Raw genomic sequence first — 21,643 nt, forward strand, 5'->3', positions numbered from 1 at the left:
GCGTCGATGTCGTGGTGGCCCACGGTGCGGACGCGGCAGTTCCGGTGGACGTCCGTCAGTGCGGTGGTGAGCGCGCCGTCGGTCTCGGGGTGGCAGATCAGCACTGTGCCGCCACCCGCGGCCTCCGCCGGGGCCGGCCCGGCGCTCTCCCAGACCGGCCGGAAGATCCCCAGGCCCTCGGGCACCGCGGCGGCGGCAGCCGCCGGGCGGGGCGCCGCGCGCAGCGAGACGCCGTCGAACCGGACGCACAGCACGCCGGATCCGTCGGTCAGCGACACCGTGAACCGGTCCTTGCCGGTGCGCCGGGCGTGCGAGTACCGGGCGAGTTCGGGCGGGCGCAGCACCGTCACCCGGTCCACGGCGAAGGGCAGCAGCGCCTGCGGGCCGTCCGCCTCCAGCATCGGGGCGAGCACCTGCAGTCCGGCGTCCAGTACCGCTGCCCGCCCCTGCCACCCGGTGGGCCCGTCGGCGGGACGCAGCGTGCCCAGTGTCTCACCGCCGCCGACCCGCACCTGCTCGAGGCGGCGGAACGAGGGCCCGTACGCGAGGCCTGCGGCGCGGAACGCCCCGTACACGTCGTCGGCGCTCCGAACGTCCTGGCAGCCGTCTGCGGTCAGCCGGAGGTCGAGTGGCGGCTCGGCGGCGAACGCGGCCGCCTCCTGGGCGGTCAGCGCCGCGAACTCGGCCCGCACACAGGGACCTTCCACACCCTCCGCCTCGAGCAGGAACGACCGGCCCGCCGCCGACTCCTCCCCCGCCAGCCGCAGCCGACGCGGCTCCGACAGCTCGCACGGCCGCAGCCAGCGCACCGCGGACAGCCGGTACGGCGGCCCGGCGAGGTCGGCGGCCAGCGCGAGCGCCGCCGTGCCGGGCAGCATCGGACGGCCCGCCACCCGGTGGTCGGTGGCGACCGGGTCCTCGGGGCGCACCACCGTGGCGCCGTCGGCCCCGCCGCCCGGGCCCGCGGGCCGGACCGGCTCCTGGGGCGCGTGCCGCGTCGGAGCCGGGAGCCGGCGGTCGTCCGCCTTGCCGGGCGGCACCACGGGGTCGGCGGCGGCCGGACCGGTGGTCCAGTAGTGCTCCTGCGCGAAGCGGTACGTCGGTACCGCCACCCGCCGGCCGCCGACCGTGAGCGCCGCCCAGTCGGGGGTGCCCCCTCGAACGTACGCGGCGGCCGCCCGCGCCAGCGGGTCCTCCGAGCCGGCGGCCTCCTCCAGGTTCGCGCAGCCCGCGACGTAACAGCCGGGGGTGTCCTGGCCGGCCGTCAGCTTGCGCAGCTGCTCCAGGAGTTCCTCGCGGGATCCGGTGATCAGCGCGGCGCGGACCGGCAGGTGGGCGCGGCCCAGTGCGCGGGTGTAGGCGACGTCGGCGGGTTGCAGTGCGGGATCGCGCTCCAACGCCTCCGCGAGGTCAACGGCGACCTGGGTGAGGGCCTCGGGCGTACGGGCCGAGAGTGGGACCAGGCCGCGGGCCGCCGCCGGCCGGCGCTCCGGCGCGGGGCGGACCGGCGGTTCGGCGAGCACCACATGGCAGTTGGTGCCGCTGAAGCCGAAGCTGCTCACCGTGCCGACCCGGACACCCTTCGGGCCCGGCTTCCACGGCGTCAGTTCGCGAACCACCCGCAGGCGGCCGCCCGGCAGGTCGAGCTTGGGGTTGGCCTCGGTGAAGCCGGGCAGCGGGGGCAGCGCGCGGTGGCGCAACGCCAGCACGACCTTGAGCAGCCCGGCGATGCCGGCTGCCGTGGTGGTGTGGCCGATGTTGGCCTTCACCGAGCCGAGAGCGGTGAAGCCCGGCCCGTCGGCGGCGCCCAGCACCTGGTTGAGCGCCTTGACCTCGATCGGGTCGCCGAGGTTGGTGGCGGTGCCGTGCGCCTCCACGTACCCGATGTCGCCTGCCTCCACGCCGGCCCTGCGGTGTACCGCGCGCAGCAGTTCGGCCTGCGAGGTCGCGCTCGGCGCGGTGATGCCGTTGGTGCGGCCGTCGCCGTTGACTCCGCTCGCCTTGATCACCGCGTGGATCCGGTCGCCGTCGGCGAGCGCCGCCCGCAGGCTTTTCAGCACCACCGCGCCGACCCCCTCGCCGAGCACGATGCCGTCCGCGTCGGCGTCGAAGGGGACGGACCGGCCGGTCGGCGAGAGCATCCCGACCCGGCTGCTCCAGACCTGCATCTGCGACGTCGTCATGACCGCGACGCCGCCGGCGACCGCCAGCTCGCAGTCGCCGCCGCGGATCGCCTCGCAGGCCAGGTGAACGGCCGTCAGCGAGGAGGAGCACGCCGTGTCGACCGTCATCGTCGGGCCGCTGAGGTCGAGCAGGTAGGCGACCCGGGCCGCCAGGATCGCCATGTTGTTGCCGAGGAACGCCTGCCCGGTGTCCGCCTGGCCGGCCGCCCGCAGCAGGTGGTGGTAGTCACCGCCGCTGGCCCCCACGTACACCCCGCACCGGAGTCGCTCCCCCGGGCCCGCGTAGCCCGCGTCCTCCAGCGCCGTCCACGCCTGCAGCAGGAACTGGCGCTGCTGCGGGTCCATCGCCTCCGCCTCCATCGGAGACAGCTGGAAGAACCGCGGGTCGAAGCCGCCGAGGTCCGGCAGCAGTGCCGCCCACCTGCTGTACGAACGGTCCGGGACGCGCCGGTCCGGGTCGAACCAGCCGGTGCCCCAACGGGTCTCCGGCACCGGGGAGATGCTGGTCCGGCCGGCGGCCAGGTTCGCCCAGAACGCGTCGAGGTCCTCCGCGTCCGGGAAGCGGCCGGCCACACCGATGATCGCGATGCCGTCGGTGTCGTGCGCCGGCGGCCGCGACGGCTCCGCTGCCTCGGTCCGGGGCGCGAGTGGCGCGAGCTGAACGGACGGGGCGGGCTGCACGGGCTGGGGCTGTACGGGCTGGACAGGAGTGCCGCGCAGCGGCCGGAGGCTCACCTGTCCGGGGGTGGCAGGGGCGGCCGGGGCGACGGGCGCGGCAGGGGCCGGCGGCGCGGGCTGCACCGGCGGTGCGGGCGGTTCGGTCGACCGCGGTGGCTCCGGCGCGGCAGACACCGGCGCGGGCGCGGGCGCCGAGGCGGGCGCCGAGGCGAGCGCCGGTGCGGGCGCGGGCGCCGAGGCGAGCGCCGAACGGTGCAGGGCGCGGGCCTGCTCCGCGGTCTCCAGGACGTGCGCCGTCAACCGGGCCACCGTGGGGTGGTCGTAGACGGCGACCGAGTCGATTTCCAGGCCGAAGCGCTGGTTGAGGCTCCGCACGATCTCCACCGCGCCGATCGAGTCCAGGCCCAACTCGCTGAAGCTGAGCTGACGGTCGATCTCCTCCTCGGTGGCGTAGACGATTGCGCAGAGCGTGGCGACCACCAGCCGCTCCACCTCTGAAGGGTCGGGCAGCGCGGCCTCGGCGGCGTCGACCGGCCGCGCCGCCACCGGCACCTCGACGGAGGCGGCAGGCGTGAGGACCGGCATCGCATCGGTTACGGCGGCCGGCGGAGCGACCGGTGCCTCGACCGCAGCGGCAGCGGTGACCGTCGCGCCGTAGTCGCGGACCTTCCGGAAGTGCTCCCGGACCAGTTCCAACGAGCGTCCCCCGAGCACCCGTTCGTGCATCCGGACCTCGCGCTCGACGATCTCCGGCAGCCGGGCGAGCAGCCGCGCGGCGAGTTCCGCCTTGAGCTCGGCGACCGCCTCGACGGGCTTGGCGGCGATCGATCGGGCCAGGTCGAGCGCCGTCGACAGCACGGCCGCCGCCGGGACGACGGTCACCGAGGCTCCGCGACGGGCGAGTTCCTCGCCGCGGTAGCTGCGGCCGGTGAGGAACATTTCGGTGGCCAGGGTGCAGCCGAGGCGCTGTTCGAGCACCAGGGTGGCGCCCATGCCGGGCGTGAAGCCGTACTTGAGGAAGTTCGCCCCGTAGGAACCGTCGTCGGCGAGCACCACCAGATCGGCGTAGAGGCCGAAGGCGAGTCCCCCGCCGGAGGCCTGGCCGCGCATCGCGGAGACCACGGGGCGGCGGCAGCGCAGCAGGCCCTCGTAGACGAACGGGGTGTCGGTGAACCGGGTCTGCTTCTCGGCCAGATCTTCCAGCGCCTTCGGGGTCGCACCGAGGTTGAAGACGGTCTCGGTGCCGGTGAGCACCACGGCACGGATGTCCTCGCGGGTGTCGATCTCCGCGAAGGCCGCTTCCAGACCGTGCGTCAGTCCGGCGGTGAACATGTTGCGGTGGGCGTGGTCACACATGGTGACCAGCGCGATCCCGTGCTCCAGGACCCGCAGTTCGACCTCGTCGCCGTGGTACGGCTCGACCGCCCGGGGAGCGGCCGGCGCGGCGGTCGCCGCCGGTGCGGGGACGACCGCTTCACCGTTGCGGCGCTGCCAGTCGCCCAGCCAGTGCGGTTCCTCGCGCAGCGGCGGGACCGGCAGCGATACCCGGCGCGGGACCGGGCCGGTCGGCGCGCAGTCCGCCCACGGTACGTCGGCCCCGGCGCTCCATGCCGCCGCTACCTCCTCCAGCCGTCCGGCGCGGACCAGTTCGGCGAGTTCGGGGCGCGGCTCGGCGACGCCGGCCCTCTCCTGTCCCCAGTACTGGCCGGTCTCGGGGGCGGCGCCGCTCAGGTAGCGGTCGAGGGCGGCGAGCAGCTGCGCGTGATCGGCGGCGAGGACGGCGAGCCGGCTGCTCAGCTGGTCGCGGCCGACACGCAGGGTGTGGGCGAGGGCGGCGAGCGGGACGGCCGGCCGCGGCCCGGTGTCGAGCTGCCCGGCGAGCTGGTCGATCGATCGGTCGCCCTCGGCCGGCAGCTGTCCGCCGAGGCCGGGCCGGTGCTCGTCCAGGACCTTGCGGACCAGTGCCAGGCCGGTGCGTTCGACACCGAGGTCGACCAGCGGCTCGGCGGGGTCGACCGCGTCGGCCGGGACGCCGAGAACCTGGGCGACGGCACCGGTGAGCACCCGGCGCAGCTCCGCGGCCCCGGCCGGCGACGGCTCCGCCGACGCGAGCAGCAGAGCCCGGATCCGCTCGGCGTACACGCGCAGGGCGTCCGCGTCGCGCGCCGACAGCACGATCAGCTCCCGTCCGCCGCGGGCAGGCTGATCGGCGGGGACGCGGTACTCCTCCAGCACCAGGTGCGCGTTGGAGCCGCCCGCGCCGAAGGCGCTGACGCCGGCCCGGCGCGGTGAGCCGTCGGCGGGGGCGGGCCAGGCGGTGAGCCGCCGCTGCAGGCGGAACGGAGTGGCGGCGAGGTCTATGGCCGGGTTGACCACCTCCGCGTGCAGCGAGGGTACGAGTTGATGGTGCTTCAGCTGGAGCAGCGTCTTGGTGACGCCGGCGATTCCCGCGGCGCTCTCCAGGTGGCCGATGTTGGACTTCACCGACCCGATCGCGCAGCCGTCCGACCCGGTGTCGGCTGCGGCGAAGGCCTTGCGCAGGCCGTCGATCTCGATCGGGTCGCCGAGCGCGGTGCCGGTGCCGTGCGCCTCCAGGTACCCGATCCCGGACGGCGGCAGGCCGGCGGCGTCCAGGGCCTCGCGGATCAGCGCGGCCTGCGAGGTGGGGCTGGGAACGGTGAAGCCGCTGGTCCGTCCGGTGTGGTTGAGCCGGGTGGCCCGGATCACCCCGTAGATGTGGTCACCGTCGGCCTCGGCCTTCGCGAGGGGCTTGAGCAGGACCGCGCCGACCCCCTCGCCGGGCACGTAGCCGGTGCCGCCCGCGCCGAAGCTGCGGCAGCGGCCGTCGTCGGAGAGGAAGCGGCCCTGGGCGAGCTGCAGGTACTTCTGCGGGTGGGCTGCGACGTTCACCCCGCCGGCCAGCGCCATCTCGCACTCCCCGCGGCGCAGGCTCTCCGCGGCGAGGTGGATGGCCGTCAGCGACGAGGAGCAGGCGGTGTCGACGGCCATGCTGGGGCCGGCCAGGTTCAGCGTGTACGAGACCCGGTTCGCGACGGCGGCGTGCATCGCGGTCGGCTGGACGCCGTCCTCGGCGCCCTGCACCAGCTGGTAGTGGTTCCACATCACGCCGGCGAACACACCGACGGAGGAGGCGGTGGTCCGGGACACCGGGTGGCCGGCATCCTGCAGGGTCTGCCAGCAGGTGGTGAGGAACAGGCGCTCCTGCGGGTCCATCCGTTCGGCGTCGCGGCGGGAGATGCCGAAGAACGCCGGGTCGAAGCGGTCCATGCCGTCCAGGAACCCGCCCCAGCGGCCGTAGGTGCGGCCGGGTCGGCCGTGCTCCGGGTCGTGGATCGCCGCGTGGTCCCAGCGCTCCTTCGGTACCTCGGTGATGCAGTCGCGGCCTTCGGCGAGCAGCCGCCAGAACGCGTCGACGTCGGCGGCCTGCGGATACTGTCCGGCCATGCCGATCACCGCGATGGCGTCCGGTCCGTGCCCGCCCGGCTCGGCGGCGTGCGGCCCGGCGAGGTCGCCGTCGGTGAGCGGCAGGCGGTCGTCGGACCGGGCGGGGTCGGCGTGGGTGACGACCAGCCGGCTGTCGTCGGCGGCCAGCGCCCGTTCGAACAGCTCGATGCCGGTGCTGGTCGGCAGCGGGCTGGCGCCGTGGGTGCGGGCGGCCCGCTCGGTGACCTCGGCGTCGACCCGCATGCCGCCCTCGGCCCACAGCGGCCAGTCGACGGAGACTCCCCGGCCGGGCCGGGCGGCCAGGTAGTGGTCGACGTAGGCGTTGGCGTAGGCGTAGTCGCTCTGGCCGGGGTTGCCGATGGCGGCGGACAGCGAGGAGTAGGCGGCAAGGAAGTCCGGTCGGTCGGCGCGGGTCGCCTCGTCGAGGTGGCGGATGCCCAAGACCTTCGGGGCCAGCACCTCGCGGATCTGCTCGGGCCGCTTCGCCAGAAAGATGCCGTCCCGGACCACCCCTGCGCAGTGCACGACGCCGTCGATCCGGCCGTACACCTCGTGTGCGAGGGCGACCAGTTCGCGAACCTGGGCGGGATCGGTGACATCGGCGGTCCGGTACCGCGCGTCCGCGCCGTACCGCTGCCACTCCCGCATCCGCCCGAGCAGCGCCTCGCTGGGCGCGGAGCGGCCGGACAGCAGGATGCGGGCGCGGCGGGTACGGGCGAGGTGCTCGGCCAGCAGCGGACCGAGGCCGCCGCCCCCACCGGTGATCAGATAGACGCCGCGCTCGCGCAGCACCGCTGCCCCGGCCGGCGCGGGACTGGCCACCACCTGGAAGCGCCGGGCCCAGCGCTCCCCGCCCGCGTGCCGGACCTCGCTCTCCGCCGACGGGTCGGCGGCCTCGGCGAGCAGCAGCGCGGCGAGCTCGGCGGGGCCGGCGGGGCCGGCGGCGGCCACCTCGACGGCGCGGACCGCCAGCGCGGGCAGCTCGGCCGTCACGGTGCGGCCGAGCGCGGCGACCGCCGCGTACTCCGGCTGCTGCCGGTGCGCGAACAGCACCGCACGCATCCGGGTGGGCCGCCGTTCGCCCGCCGCCGCGCAGGCCGCCCACGCGGCGATCGCGACGTCGGCCGGGTCGGCGGCGGACCCGCCGAGTCCCGTGGCGTCCAGCAGCGTCCAGGCCCGGCCGTGACGCTCCGTCAGCGCCTCGAGCTGCACGCCGAGCAGCGCTCGATCGCCGGGGTCGACCTCGACGACCAGCGCGCCCGTGGCGGCGGCCCGTTCGGTCAGCGCGGCGAGCAGCGCAGGGTCGGCGCCGAGCACGGCGAGGTCGGTGGGCACGGTCCGTGCGGACTGCGCGACCCGCTGCCAGACCGGGCGCAGCAGTCGCGCCCGGTGCGGGCGGGCGGGCTCGGCGGGTGCGGACGCCCGCGGTGCCGGTACGGCGGGTGCGGACGCCCGCGGTGCCGGTACGGCGGGTGCGGACGCCCGCGGAACAGCCAGGGCGGGTGCGCCGTAGGTCTCCTCCAGATGGCGGACCAACCCGTCCACCGTGGTGTGTTCGAACAGCAGCGTCGGGTAGAGCGCGGAGCCGACGACCTCCTCGAGGTCGTCGCTGATCCGCAGCATGTCGACGGAGGTGAGGCCCATGTCGTAGAAGCCGAGCCCGTCGTCGACGGTGTCGGCGCTCCGGTCGAGCATCCGGGCGATCCGCCCGCGCAGCCAGTGCCGGTAGTCGGCGGTGGGGGCCTGCGGGCCGGCGGCGACGGGCTGCTGCACGCCGGTGGTCTCCAGCAGCAGGTCCCGGATCGACTCGGGGCGCCGGATCCGCTTGCAGGTGAGGCGGTCGAACTCGGCGACGGCGCGCCCCTGCTGGTCGTGCAGCGAGAAGGTGCTGCGGAACAGCTCGCCGGACGGGGTGAGCTCCTCGGGCCGCGGCACGTGCACCAGGAACGCGCCGTGCAGCGGGCCGTGCGCGCGGAACCGGTCGATGAACATCGGGATGAACGGCTCGGCGGCGGTGATCTCGCGCTGCCCGTACGCGACGATGGTCGCGGCGTCCATCTTCGCGGGGTGCAGCAGGAACGCGCGGTCCTCGGCGGTCTCCGGCAGGACCAGCGAGAGTTCGGCCAGCAGGTGGTCGGCGCCGAGGTGCATCGGGCCGGCGCACTGCATGGCGGCGCCGTGCACGATCTCCCGGGAGCGGGTGTGCGCGTACATGTCCGCCATCGACCGGGTGCCGACCGCGCCCGCCACCAGTGCGGCGACGTCCAGGTCCGGGACGGCGGACGGGCCGGCCGGATGCAGTTCGGCGCGGATGTTCTCCCGCCATTCGCCGTACGGTTCGTCACCGCGCAGCCGGCGACTGGTGCCGGTGACCGGGCGGATGCCGTTCACCGGCTCGCCGATCACCACCCGGATCTCACGGTCGTCACCCTCCGCGGTGGCGATGGCCTCGGCGAAGACGATGCCGCGCAGTTCGACGGTGGTCGGGTCCAGGCCCCGGGCCGCGAGGACCCGCAGGACGATGTCGAGGAAGGTGACTCCCGGCATCACCGACACCCCGTGGACCCGGTGGTTCTGCATGATGAAGTCGCCGTGCCGCAGCCTGAGTCGACAGTCGATGGTGGGGTCGCTCATCGGTGGGTCCTCTCCGGGATGCCGAGGACGGCCCCTGCGGCGGGATTCGGTTCGAAGTGCAGGTCGAGGATCGAGGCGGCGCGGACCGGCCCGGCGGACGCGGCGGGTGCGGGCGCCGGGTGCGCCGGTCCGTGCGCGGCCGGCGCCTCCAGCCAGAGTCGGCGGCGCTCGAAGACCGGCCGGGGCAGCGGGCGGCGGATCGGCGGGCGCTCGGCGGGCGCCGGCTCGCTGACGATCAGGTGGGCGTTGGTGCCGCCGAGCCCGAAGGCGCTGACGGCGGCGACCCTGGGACGGCCGGGGTCGGGCCAGTCCCGCAGGGTGGTGTTCGGGTAGAACGGGGAGTCGGCGAAGTCGAAGCGCGGGTTGGGGTTCTCGCAGTGCAGGGTCGGCGGGAGCTGACGGTTCCTCAGCGCCAGGACCGCCTTGACCAGGCCCGCCGCGCCGGCCGCGCTGAGCAGGTGTCCGATGTTGGACTTGACGCTGCCGATCGCGCAGAAGCCGCGTGCGTCGGTGGTCTCCCGGTAGACGTCGGTGAGCGCCCGCAACTCGATCGGGTCGCCGATCATCGTGCCGGTGCCGTGCGCCTCGACCATGCCGACCCGTTCCGCGGACATCCCGGCGGTGGCCAGGGCGCGGCGGATCACCTTGGCCTGGGCGACCGGGTTCGGGGTGGTGAGGCCCATGGTGCGGCCGTCGTTGTTGAGGGCCACCGCGTCGACCACCGCGAGCACCCGGTCGCCGTCGGCGAGCGCCCGGGCGAGCGGCTTGAGCAGCACCAGGCCGCAGCCCTCGCCGGGCACGAAGCCGTCGGCGTCCCGGTCGAAGGTGGCGCACCGGCCGGTCGGCGAGAGAGCCCGCACGGCGCTGAACTCCAGGTAGGGGCGCTCGTCCAGCAGGATGTCCACGCCGCCGGCGATCGCAAGCTCGGACTCGCCCTCCAGCAGGCTGCGGCAGGCAAGCCGGACGGCGGCGAGGGCGGAGGAGCAGGCGCTGTCGACGACCAGGTTCGGGCCGTGCAGGTCGAAGTGATGGGCGACCCGGGCGGCGACGAAGTTCTGGTCACCGCCGAGCGCGGCCGGGCCGGAGCGCAGACCGATCCGCCGGCCGTAGTCGCCGAGGCGGGCGCCGATGAACACCCCGACCTCGCGGCCCTGCAGCTCCTCGGTCCGGTAACCGGCGTCGGCGCAGCAGTTGACGGTGCCTTCGAGGACCAGCCGGACTGCCGGGTCGAGGCAGCGGGCCTCCTCCTCGGTCATCCCGAACCACTCCGGGTCGAAGTCCTCGATGCCGTCGACGAACCCGCCCCACCGGCTGACGCTGCTGCCGATCCGGTGCTCGGGCCGGTACAGCGCCAGGTGGTCCCAGCGGCTCGGCGGGATCTCGGTGATGCTGTCGCGGCCCGCCGCCAGGGCGGCCCAGAAGGCGTCCGGGTCGGGGGCGCCGGGGAACCGGCAGTCCAGGCCGATGATCGCGACGCGGCGGCCGACGGGCTCCTGCGCTGCGACCGGGGGCCTGACCGGGGCCGGCTGCGGCTGAGCGCTCGACACCGGCACGGCGCTGGGCACGGGTTCGGGGGGCGACGGCGCGTCGACGGCCGCCCGGTCCAGTCCGGTCCTCCGCAAGTACTCGGCTAGCCGTTCGAGGGTCTGGTGCTCCAGCAGCACGGCCGGTTCCAGGCTGCTGCCGATCCGCTGCTCGATCAGTTCGACGAGTTCGCCCAGCATCACCGACTCCACGCCCAGGTCGGCGAACGGGGCGGTGGCGTCCAGGTCGGGCAACGGGATCTCCAGCGCCTCGGAGAAGAGCGCGAGCAGCCAGTCCGGCGGCGCATCGCGGAGCGTCGGGGCAGCCGTGACCGCTGTGGCCGCCGCTGTGGCCGCTGTGGCCGCTGTGGCCGCCGGCGCGTCGACGGGCGCTGCCACCGCACGGTTCGCGTGCAGGAGGGTCTCCTGGTCGAAGCGCCCGGGCAGCGGGACGGCGGGCAGCAGCTGGGCGGGCAGCGTGCCGGTGAGGACGGCCTCGAGTACCCGCAGCCCCTCCTCGACGGTGATCGCGTCCAGCCCGGCGGGCGCGCAGCCGTCCGGCTGGTCGGCGCCCATGCCGGTGCCGCGCCAGGTCGGCCAGTGCACGCTGTGGAAGCGAGTGCGGCCGGTGCGGGTCCGGTCGGCGAGGTACTCCAGGTGGGCGTTGGCGGCGGCGTAGTCGATGACGCCCGCACCGAGGCGGGGCAGCAGGGTGCTCGCGGAGGACATCATGACGAAGAACGCGGGCTGGTCGGCGGCGCACAGCCGTTCCAGCTGATCGGCACCCGCCGTCTTGGGCTCGAACACCTCGGCGATGTCCGCGACCGCCTTGCGGACGAAGGAGGGCCGCCCCCGGCTGGGCAGTCCGGCGCAGTGCACCACGCCGCCGATCGGGCCGAGCGAGCCGCGCACCCTGGAGAGGAACGCGCCGAGGCCGGCCTCGGTGGAGGGGGCCTCGCCGTGCAGCATCACCTGCGCCCCGGCCCGCTCCAGTGCCTGCACGTTGCGCACCGCGACGGCCTCCCGGTCCGACAGCTCGGCCGCTGCCCAGCGGTGTCGCGGTGGCAGCCGGTGGGCGGCGGTGAGGGCGAGGCGGCGGGCGCCTCGTTCGACCAGGCGGCGGGCGACCTCCGCGCCGATGCCCCGGGTGCCGCCGGTGACCAGGTAGACCTTGGCCGGGTCGGCCAGGAACTTGGCCGGGGCCGGGGCCTGCACCGGTTCCAGCACCGGGGTGAGCCGCTCGCCGCCGCAGTGCCTGACCTCGGCGGTGGGCTCGCCGCCCGCCCATTCGGCGAGCAGCTGCCGGGCCAGTTCGGCGGGCCCGGCGTCACTCTCGACGACGGTGGCGCGGACGGTGCGGTACTCCGCGCCGAGCAGCCGCACCACGCCCGCCAAGCGACGGCCGTCCGCGCCGCCGCGGTCGCGCACCGCGTGCACGATGCGCAGCGGGGTGCCGGGGCGGCGGGCCAGCAGGCGCTGCAGGGCGGCTAGTCGGGCCGTCCACGGGCCGGGGTCGGCGGCGGGGCGGTCGAGTTCGCTCAGGTCGAGCCAGCCGGTCAGGCCGGGGTGCCGGTCAGCGAGATCGTCCAGCAGTGCGATCGCGTCCCGCTCACCGGTGAACCCGGCGTCGCCGTCAGCGGGTCCGCCCTCGCGGACCGGGATCACCCGGTCGCGTCCGAAGGCCTCGGCGACCTGCCGGGCCGCCTCCCGGGAGCGGTCGGTGTACAGGCAGACGATCCGTCCGGTCACCGGCTCGGGCCGGGGCTGCTCGGTCCTGCGCCACCTCTTGGTGAAGAACAGCGGCTGCCGCCCATCGGGCTCCTGCACGGGTGCGGCCTCCACGGTCCTGGCGGGCTCGGGCCAGTAGCGGCCGCGGGCGAACGGGTAGCTGGGGGCGGCGGCCCACCGGGGCCGGTCGCCGGTGGGCAGGCGGGACCAGTCGACCCGGCCCCCGGCCGTCCAGTGCCGGGCGAGCGAGAGCAGGTCGCCGTACGCGCCGTCGGCGGGGAGCGGTCCGGCGGGGGCGTCGGCCCCCGGCGTGCGGCCGCGGACCACGCCGCCGCTGTCGCCGTCCAGGAAGCGCAGCAGTCCCGCGCGCAGCTCGGCCGGGTCGGCGGCGATGACGGCGAGGCGTTCGCGCAGCGGTTCGCGACCGGACTGCGCGGTGTGCGCGATGTCTGCGAACGGCGGCAGCTCCGGACGCGCCAGGAACTCGGCCCAGCGGCCGACGAGTTCCTTGAGCCGCTGCTCGTCGCGGGCGGACAGCGCGAACAGCTGCGGGCCGGCCGGGTGGATGGGTTGGCGGGCCTGCTCCGGCAGGTACTCCTCTATCACGAGGTGGGCGTTGGCCCCGCCCGCGCCGAACGCGCTCAGTCCGGCGCGGCGCGGAGCCGGGGTGCCGTCGGCGGTGCGGCGTGCGGGCCACGGCGCGGCCTCGTGCTGGACGGCGAACGGGCTGCGCGCCCAGTCGATGTCGGGGTTCAGCTGCTCGGCGTGCAGCGAGGGCACGAGCCTGCGATGCCGCAGTTGCAGCAGCACCTTGGTGAGTCCGGCCAGTCCGGCGGCTGCCTCCAGGTGGCCGATGTTGGACTTCACCGAACCGATCGGGCACGTCCCCGCCTCGACCCCGGCGAACGCCCGGGCCAGGCCGCTGATCTCCACGGGATCGCCGAGCGCGGTGCCGGTGCCGTGCGCCTCCAGGTAGCCGATACTGTCCGGCTCGACACCCGCGTCGCGCAGCGCCGCGGCCACCAACTCGCCCTGTGCGACCGGGTTCGGCACCATGTAGCCGCTGGTGCGGCCGCCGTGGTTGACGGCGGTGCCGCGGATCACGCCGTGGATCCGGTCGCCGTCGGCGATCGCCCGGGCCAGCGGCTTCAGCAGCACCACGCCGACGCCCTCGCCGGGCGTGAAGCCGTCGCCGCCCGCGCCGAAGCTGCGGCAGCGGTGGTCGGTGGACGCCATCCGCAGGCGGTGCTGCTGGCGGAACTTGTGCGGGTGCGTGGACAGGTTGACGCCGCCGACCAGCGCGGCCTCGCACTCGCCCTGGCGCAGCGCGCGGACGGCCAGGTGAATGGCCGTCAGGGAGGCCGAGCACATGGTGTCGACGGTCAGGCTGGGGCCGTTCAGGTCCAGGAAGTACGAGACCCGGTTGGCGATGCCCGCGAGCGCGGAGCCGGTGTCGGCGGCCGGGCCGACGAGCGACTGCTCGACGCCGAGGAACGGATGCTCGTTGTACATCGCGCCCGCGAACACGCCGACCCGTCCGCCGTGCTGTTCGCGCAGCCGGGCCCGGGTGTAGCCGGCGTCCTCCAGCGCCTCCCAGGCGACTTCGAGGAAGAGGCGTTCCTGCGGGTCCATCAGCGCCGCGTCGCGCGGCGAGATGGCGAAGAACAGCGGGTCGAACCTGTCGATGCCGTCCAGGAACGCGCCCCACATCAGGTCCACCGGCCAGCCCGGCCGGTGCCGTTCGGGGGGCAGCGGCCCGATCGCGTCGTAGCCCTGCTCCAGCAGGTGCCAGAACCGGTCCAGGTCCGCGGCCTGCGGGTAGCGGCCGGCCAGGCCCACGACGGCGACGGCCGTCCCCCGGGGCCGGTTCTCGGCAGGCCCGGGCCGGCCACCGGGTGCCTGTGCCCTGACGGGCTGCCAGGGGCCGTCGGCGCGGGCGGCGAGTTCGGCGGCGATGCCGGCCAGGTCCTGGTGCTCGAAGAACAGGGTGCTGGGGACGGGCTCGGTGAAGTCCTCGGCGAGGCGGGCGTTCAGCTGGCCGACCACGTACGAGGTGAGGCCGTAGTGCTCCAGCGGCACCCGCGGGTCGAGCCGCTCGACCGGGATGCCGGACGCCTCGGCGTAGACGGCGAGCACGTAGCCCTGGGCGGCCTCGGCCACCTCGGCAGCGGGCGCGGCCACGGGCGCGGGACGCGCGGGCGCGCTCAGGCGGTACTCCTCCCCCGCGAACACGGTGCCCGGCAGCGGCACCCGACGCAGGCCGGGCGACCACAGGGCGTGCCAGGCGACGTGGGCTCCGCGCAGCCACCCGGCGGCCGCGGCGTCGGCGTCCGCCGGGACGAGCTCGGCGACCGGACGGCCGGGCTCCACCACCGAGTCCGCCGTCGCCGAGTGGGTCCGTCCGGCAGCGAACTCCGCCAGTGCGGTGCGTACTTCGACAAGGTCGGAGGTCACCACGGCAAGGCGGTGCGGCATCGGGACGCGGCCGTCCTGCAGGGTGAACGCCAGGTCGGCGAGAGCCGGCGACGCGCCGCTCCCCAGGTGCGCGGCGAGCCGGCCGGCGGCGAGCCGCAGGCCGTCGGCGGAGCCTGCGGACAGCACCACCGCCTGCCGACCGGGCGCGCGCCCGTCGGCAGCGGCGCCGGAGGGGGGCCCGCCGTCGGCGGCGGACGCCGGGGCCCGCAGCACCGCGTGGGCGTAGGCACCCGAGGCGGCGACCGCGTTGACCACGGCGCGGCGGGCGGTCGCGGCCGACGGCCATGCGACGAGGTGCTCGGGGACCCGCAGCGGCAGGTCGTCCCAGTCGACGAGGTCGCTGCGCCGCTCGGCGGTGAGCGTCGGGGCGATTCGGCCGTGCTCGAACTGGAGGAGCACTTTGAGCAGCTGGGACAGACCCGAGGCGGACTCCAGGTGGCCGATGTTCGGCTTCACCGTACCGGCCAGCACAGGTCTGCCTGCGAACACTGCCGCGAGTGCCTCGAGTTCGGCGGCGTCGGCCACTCCCGCTCCGGCCACGGCGAGTTCCACGTAGTCGACCTGGGCGGGAGTGACCCCGGCCCGGTCCAGGGCCGCGCCGACCGAGCCCGCCAGCGCCTCCGGGTCGGGCACGCCGAAGCGTCCACCGCCGCCGGCGTGGCCGATCCGGGTGGCTTCCAGCACGCCCCGTACGGTGTCGCCGTCCCGGTCGGCGTCCGCTGCCGGGCGCAGCAGGACGGCGGCCACGCCCTCGCCGGGGCACCAGCCGGAGCTGTCGGCGGCGAAGGCCCGGACCGGTCCGCCCTCGGCGAGCAGTCCTGCCTCGGCGAGCAGGGCGAGGTGGTACGGGTGGGCGACCAGGTTGACCGCGCCGACCACGGCGGCGTCGCACTCGCCGCTCCGCAGGGCTTCGTCGGCGAGGTGGAGGGCCGTCAGGGAGGAGGAGCAGGCGGTGTCGACGGCGACGCTCGGGCCGTCGAAGCCGAAGTAGTGCGAGATCCGGCCGGGCATGTCACCAGCCAGGGCCGCGACCCGGGCGGCGGCGTCCGCGTCCCAGGTCTCCTTGCCGCTGTGCTGGTGGTCGTGCCACATGGCGGCCGTGAACACGCCGACCCGGGGCGCGGCGGCGCGCAGCGACCCGGGGGTGTGGCCGGCGTCCTCGAGGCAGGTCCAGACGGTCTGCAGCAGCAGCCGCAGCTGCGGGTCGAGCGCGGCGGCCTCGACCGGGGCGACCCGGAAGTGCAGGCTGTCGAAGCCGTCGATGTCGGCGAGGAATCCGCCGTGCAGTCCGCCGGGCAGCCGGCCGTCCTCGGCGACGCCTCTCCCGGCGGGCAGCGGGCCGACGGCGCACTGACCGGTGCTGAGCTGCCGCCAGTACTCCCCCAGGTCCTCGGCGCCGGGGAAACGCCCGGCCATACCGACCACCGCGACCTCGGCGGCCTTCGGTGCCTCGTCGGCCGCGGCCCGTGCGGGCCGCTCGGCGAACGGCGGCCGCAGTTCGGCGGTACCGGTCCGGTCGACGCCGCCGCCCATGAAGGAGTGCAGGAAGACGTGGCCGTCGTCGAGGGCGAACTGGTCGCGGATGTCGTCGAAGGTCAGCGTGCCGACCGGGCAGAGTCCGATGCCGCATGCGGCCTGACCGGTCATGAGTAGCTGGCCGATGTACCCGGCCTCCAGCATCAGGAAGCGCTCGGCGACCTCCTGGTAGAGCGGGGTGATGCCGCGGGTCTGGCCGATCAGGAAGATCCCGAACGCGGACCGGTCGAACACCGGCCGGTTGTAGTAGAAGTGCACGGCGCGGTCGATCCGCGGCTCGGCGTTGACCAGTTCCAGCGCGTGCCCGCGCGGGTCGTAGTAGTAGATGCCGCCGGCCAGCCCGTCGACGGCGTCCGCCTTGACGTACACGTACGCCTGCACCGAGTAGGTGTCCCCGGCCGACGGGTACAGGCGGCGGGTGCCGCCCTCCACGGGGGCCTCCCGCAGCAGGCCGAGCAGCCGGGTGAGCGCATCGGCGGGCAACGGGGTGTCGCGGTAGTCGCGGCGGCTGCCGCGCCAGTCGTAGTACGCGGGATGGACCGTCGTCTCCGGCAGCGCGACGCGCTGTGCGCCGGGCGCGGGACGGCGCAGGTTCCAGGCGGCGGCCTTGAACGCGTCCCGCTCCTGCGGCGAGAACATGTCCACGGTGCCGGGGCCCGCCTGAGGTTCCGGCGCGGCGGGAGCGGCGGCCGGTTCGGGCCGGCCCTGGAGGCCGAGGCGGCCGGCGAGGATCCGGGCGATGCCGGCAGCGGTCGGCTCGGAGATCAGCGCCGAGACCGGCACCCGCTGCCGGTACCGCTTCCGCAGCCCGGCCGAGACCTGGACCATGGTGAAGGAGGTGGCGCCCTGCTCCCAGAGGTCCTGCGCCGGGTCGACGGTGTCCACGCCGAGGTGCCGGGCGAACATCGCCGCGATCTCCTCGGCGAGCCCGGCCGGACTCGTGGCCGAGGGACCGGGGGCGGGTGCGGGTCGCGGCGTTGACGGGGTCTCAGTGCCCTGGTCGGTGGCAGCAGTCGACGGCTCCGCGGGCTCGGCGGCCGGTGCGGCGTCCAGCGGCCAGGGCAGCGCCTCGCGGTCCAACTTGCCGTTGGCGGTGGCCGGGAAGGACGGCAGCAGCGCCACGAAGTTCGGCACCATGTACCCGGGCAGGGCCTCGGCGGTGTGCGCGCGCAGCTCGGCGGCGGTGACGGCGGGGGCCGCCGGGTCGGTGACGGCGTAGGCGACGAGTTTGCCGTCGCCGCTCGACGCTTCGTCGTCGCGCAGCACGGCGACGGCCTCCTGCACGGCGGGGTGGGCGCGCAGGCGGTGCTCGACCTCGCCGAGTTCGACCCGGTGGCCGCGGATCTTCACCTGGCGGTCGCCGCGTCCGGCGATCTGCAGATTGCCGTCGGGAAGCCAGAGCGCCCTGTCACCGGTGCGGTACATCCGCTCGCCGGGGCTGTCCACGAAGGGGTCGGGCAGGAACAGGCGGGCCGTCAGTTCCGGCTGGTCGCGGAAACCGACGGCCAGGCACTCGCCACCGGTGTACAGGTCGCCCTCGACGCCGATCGGGCAGGGTTCGAGGTGTTCGTCGAGCACGTAGTGCCGGGTGTTGTCGATCGGCTTGCCGTAGGGGATGCTGCGCCAGCCGGGGTCGACGGTGGTGACCCGGTAGACGTTCGACCAGACGGTGGTCTCGGTGGGCCCGCCCATGGCGATGGTCTCGGCGTTCGGGAACGCCTCGCGGATCGCCCCGGGCAGTGACAGCGGGATGAAGTCGCCTGCCAGCGCGACGATCCGCAGGTGCGCGGCGGCGGGGTCGCCGGTGTCCGGGGTGAGCAGCGGGGTGAGCTGGTGCAGGGTGGTGGGCGCCGAGTTCCAGAGCGTGATCGGCTCGGTGAGCAGGATGTCGAGCAGCAGTTCCGGGTCGCGCTGCTGGGTCTCGTCGGCGAGGTAGGCTCCCGCGCCGCCGCCGAGCAGGCCGAGCATGTCGAAGACGGAGAGGTCGAAGCTGAGCGAGGTGACGGCGAGTCCGAGGTCGGACGGGCGCAGCTCGAAGGTGCGATGGCAGAAGTTCAGCAGGTTGCGGACCGAGCGGTGGGCGACCTGGACGCCCTTGGGGGTGCCGGTGGAGCCGGAGGTGAAGATGACGTAGGCGGTGTCGTCCCGGGTGCTGCGGGTCTCCGGGTCGTCCTCGCGGGCGGCGGGCCCGGAGATCGCCGGGTCGGTGTCGGTCTCGACGGTGGTGACCCCGGCGGGCAGCGGCGCGGCGGCGGTGTCGGAGGTGGTCAGCACGGTGGCGGCCCGGCCGAGTTCGAGCATCGCGGCGACCCGGGTGCCGGGCAGCGCGGGGTCGATCGGCAGGTAGCCGGCGCCGGCTTTGAGGATGCCGTAGACGGCGGCGACCATCTCGGGACCGCGCCGGATCCGCACCCCGACCAGTTGCTGGGGGCCGACACCGGCGGCGATCAGACGGTGGGCGATCCGGTTGGCACGGCGGTTGAGTTCGCCGTAGGTCATGGTGCCGCCGCGCCAGCGCAGGGCCACCGCCTCGGGCGCGCTCGCGGCCTGGCGCTGGAACAGCAGATGCACGGGGCCGTCGTCGGGCACCGGGACGGTGGTTTCGTTCCAGGTGTACAGCACGGTGTGCCGCTCCTGCGCCGTAAGCCCGCCGGAGGGGGTGTCGGCCCAGGTGGCGTCCTCGGCGAGCAGCCGCAGGTCGTTCTCGAAGGCGGCGAACATCTGCTCGGCGAGGCCGGCCGGGAAGTCGGCGGGGACGATGTCCCAGCAGTAGCGCAGTTCGTCACCCTCGGCGACGGCGACGCTGTCCAGGGCGCAGCCGGGGGTACTGGTCAGCCATTCGCCCTGGCGGACGCCGGCCGGCAGCGGCCGGTCGGTGAGGTCGACTAGGGCGGTGTAGACCACGGGGTAGGCGGCCTCGCTGCCGCGGAGCACTCGGCGGCGCATCTCGCCGAGGCCGCCGGTGCCGCCCTCGGCGAGGTCGGCGTCGAGGACGCGGCGGTACTGGGCGGCGGCGGCGGTGAGCGGGAGTTCGGCGGGCGCGGCGGTGACCCAGGTCATGAAGGAGTGCTCGCCCGGGCGGGCGGCCTCGGCGGTCTCCGGCCAGAGCACCACGGGCAGCGCGTAGGGCTGTTCGGTGCTGCCGGAGACGGCCCGGGTGAGCGCGGCGAGCAGCAGGTCGTCGGGGCTCAGGCCGTACTCGGCGGCGCGGCGCGCCAGCCGGCGGTAGCCGCCGGTCCGGCCGGTCAGGCGGGTGCGGCCGCGGCCGACCTGGGCGGGCTCGCCGGGCCGGCCCAGGTCCGGTCCGGCGGGGAGTTCGGCGAGCCGCTCGCGCCAGTAGCGGGCCTGCTCGGCGGCGGCGCTCTCGGGGACCGGGGCGGGCCCGGCCGGTACCGGCCGGGCGGCCGGGTCGGCGTACAGCAGCCACAGGTCGCGGTACAGGCGGTGGATGCTCAGACCGTCGGCGACCAGCAGGTCGAAGGCGCAGTGCACGACGGAGAACCCGCTGTCGTCGCGGGTCACCCGCAGGTCGAACAGCGGCCAACTGCCAAGCGGGAAGGGCCGATTGGTCATCTCCTCGCGGATCAGTACGCGCAGCGCCGGATGCGCGGCCGGGTCGCCGGCCTCGATCACCGGGATCCGCCACTGCCGGGGACCGTGCTGACGGCTCGTCACTCCGTCGGCGGTGAAGGCGGCGCGCAGCACCGCGTGGCCGTCGACCAGGCGGCGCAGCGCGTCGGCGAGCGCCTCGAGGTCGAGGGCGTCGACCTCGAAACTCTGGTAGCACTGGCAGCCCTCTGCGGACCCGTCGCCGGCGGCCGTACGGGCGACCATGTACGCCTCCTGGAGGGCGCGGGTCGGCCGCGGGTCCCCGGAGGGTTCGGTGCAGGCGGCGGCGAGGGCGTTGCCGAAGGCCGTGAAGGCGGTCTCGACGGCGCCGGGGGCGAACCGGGTGGGGTCGATGTCCCAGCGGTAGCGCAGGGCGCCGTCCTGCTCCCACATCTGGTGGTCGAGGGCGACGTCGGTGGTCTGGCTGACTCCGTACTCGATGGCCGCGCCGAAGCCGCCGGCGACGCCGGGGGGCGGGCCGACGTCGAGCAGACTGGTGAAGACGACGGCGGGCGCGGGCCGGCCGGTGCGCTGTTCGCGGAGAGCCTCGATGCCGGAGACCAGGCCGTGCCGCAGGTGTTCGCCGAGGCGGGCGTGCACCGCGGCCGCCTGCTCGTCGAGGGTCTCGCCGGCCTCGCGTTCCAGGACCAGGACGGCGGTCGAGGTGAACGGGCCGACCACGTACGGGGTCGCGGCGGCCAGGTACGGGCGGCTGCTGGTGGTGACCACCAGGGCGGTGCGCGCTTGCGGAGCCCGGCGGTCCAGCGCCTCGGCGAACAGGGCGAGCACCAGGGCGGTCGGCGAGACGTCGAGCCGGACGGCCCGCGCGGTCAGCGCCTGCCACTGGTCGGCGGGCAGTTCGGCGTCCAGCGGGCGGCGTTCGCGGCAGCCGCCGGCGGGGGCGGGCGCGCAGACCGGGGCGACCAGCCCGGGCCAGGCGGGCAGCTCGGCCAACTCGGCGTTCCAGTGGACGAGATCGGCGCGGTGGGCGCTCGAGCCGCGTTCGGCCAGCAGGGCGGGCACCAGTTCGGCGACGGACGGTCCGGCGGCGGGCAGCGACTGCTCCGGGTGGTGGTAGCGCTGGTGCCACTGCTGGAGCAGCACCGCGTACCCGTGGCCGTCGGTGATCAGAGTGTCCAGGCTGAGGTGGACGATGTCGGGGCCGGTTCCGGTGCGGGTGACCTCGATGGCGAACAGCGGCCATGCGCCGGGCCGGTAACAGCGGTGCGAGAGGCGGGCGCGGACGGTGTCGCGGTCCTCGGCCCCGCCGGGTCCGTGCACGGGCATCCGCCAGTCGTCGGCCACCGGACGGATGTGCTGCAGGCCGTCGTCGTCGACGACGGCGCGAAGCATGCCGTGCTGGTCGATCAGGTCCTGCCAGGCCTGACGCAGCCGGCCGGGGTCGAGGTCGGGCACGGCGAACTCGCGGTACAGGTGGCAGCCGACCGCCTCGCCGCCCAGGTCACTGCCTTTGGCGACCAGGTAGGCCTGCTGGAGGTCGGTGACCGGGAACGGCTCCCGCTCGTCGGTGCGGACCACGACGGCCGGCCGCGGGACGGTGCCGGCGGTCTTGGCCGCCACCATCGCGGTCAGCTCGTCGAGGGTGGCGGCCGCGAGCCGGGCCGGCGGCAGGTCGAGGCCGAACTCGCGCCGCATGCCGGCCCACAGCCGGGTCAGTGCCAGCGAGGTGAGGCCCCAGTCGGCCAGTCCGCCCGGCGGCAGCGGTTCCGCTCCGTCCGGGCGCACCTCGGCCAGCAGCCGGTGCAGGATCCGAACAGCCGTCGGCCCGGTGTCGTTGCTCGTTTCCACGTG

General features: G+C 75.3%; 2 protein-coding genes (1 of these 2 cut by a window edge). Both read right to left on the minus strand.

Annotation, left to right across the window (positions count from 1 at the left end; genetic code table 11):
• Window positions 1-8,960, minus strand: the 5' portion of a protein-coding gene (locus tag MXD57_RS00160) for an SDR family NAD(P)-dependent oxidoreductase (protein ID WP_284504883.1). 12,274 nt of this gene lie to the left of the window's left edge; 8,960 of the gene's 21,234 nt are visible here — the first part of the coding sequence; the start codon lies at window positions 8,958-8,960; the stop codon falls past the left edge of the window.
• The gene (locus tag MXD57_RS00165; protein WP_250399153.1) at window positions 8,957-21,640 is read right to left on the minus strand and encodes a non-ribosomal peptide synthetase; all 12,684 of its coding nucleotides are present in this window, start codon (window positions 21,638-21,640) and stop codon (window positions 8,957-8,959) included. Before MXD57_RS00165 ends, MXD57_RS00160 begins: the two co-directional genes overlap by 4 nt.
• Between the last annotated feature and the right edge of the window lie 3 nt (window positions 21,641-21,643).

This window comes from Streptomyces cellostaticus (genome assembly GCF_023630175.1).
GTDB classification, from domain to species: Bacteria; Actinomycetota; Actinomycetes; order Streptomycetales; family Streptomycetaceae; genus Streptomyces; species Streptomyces cellostaticus_A.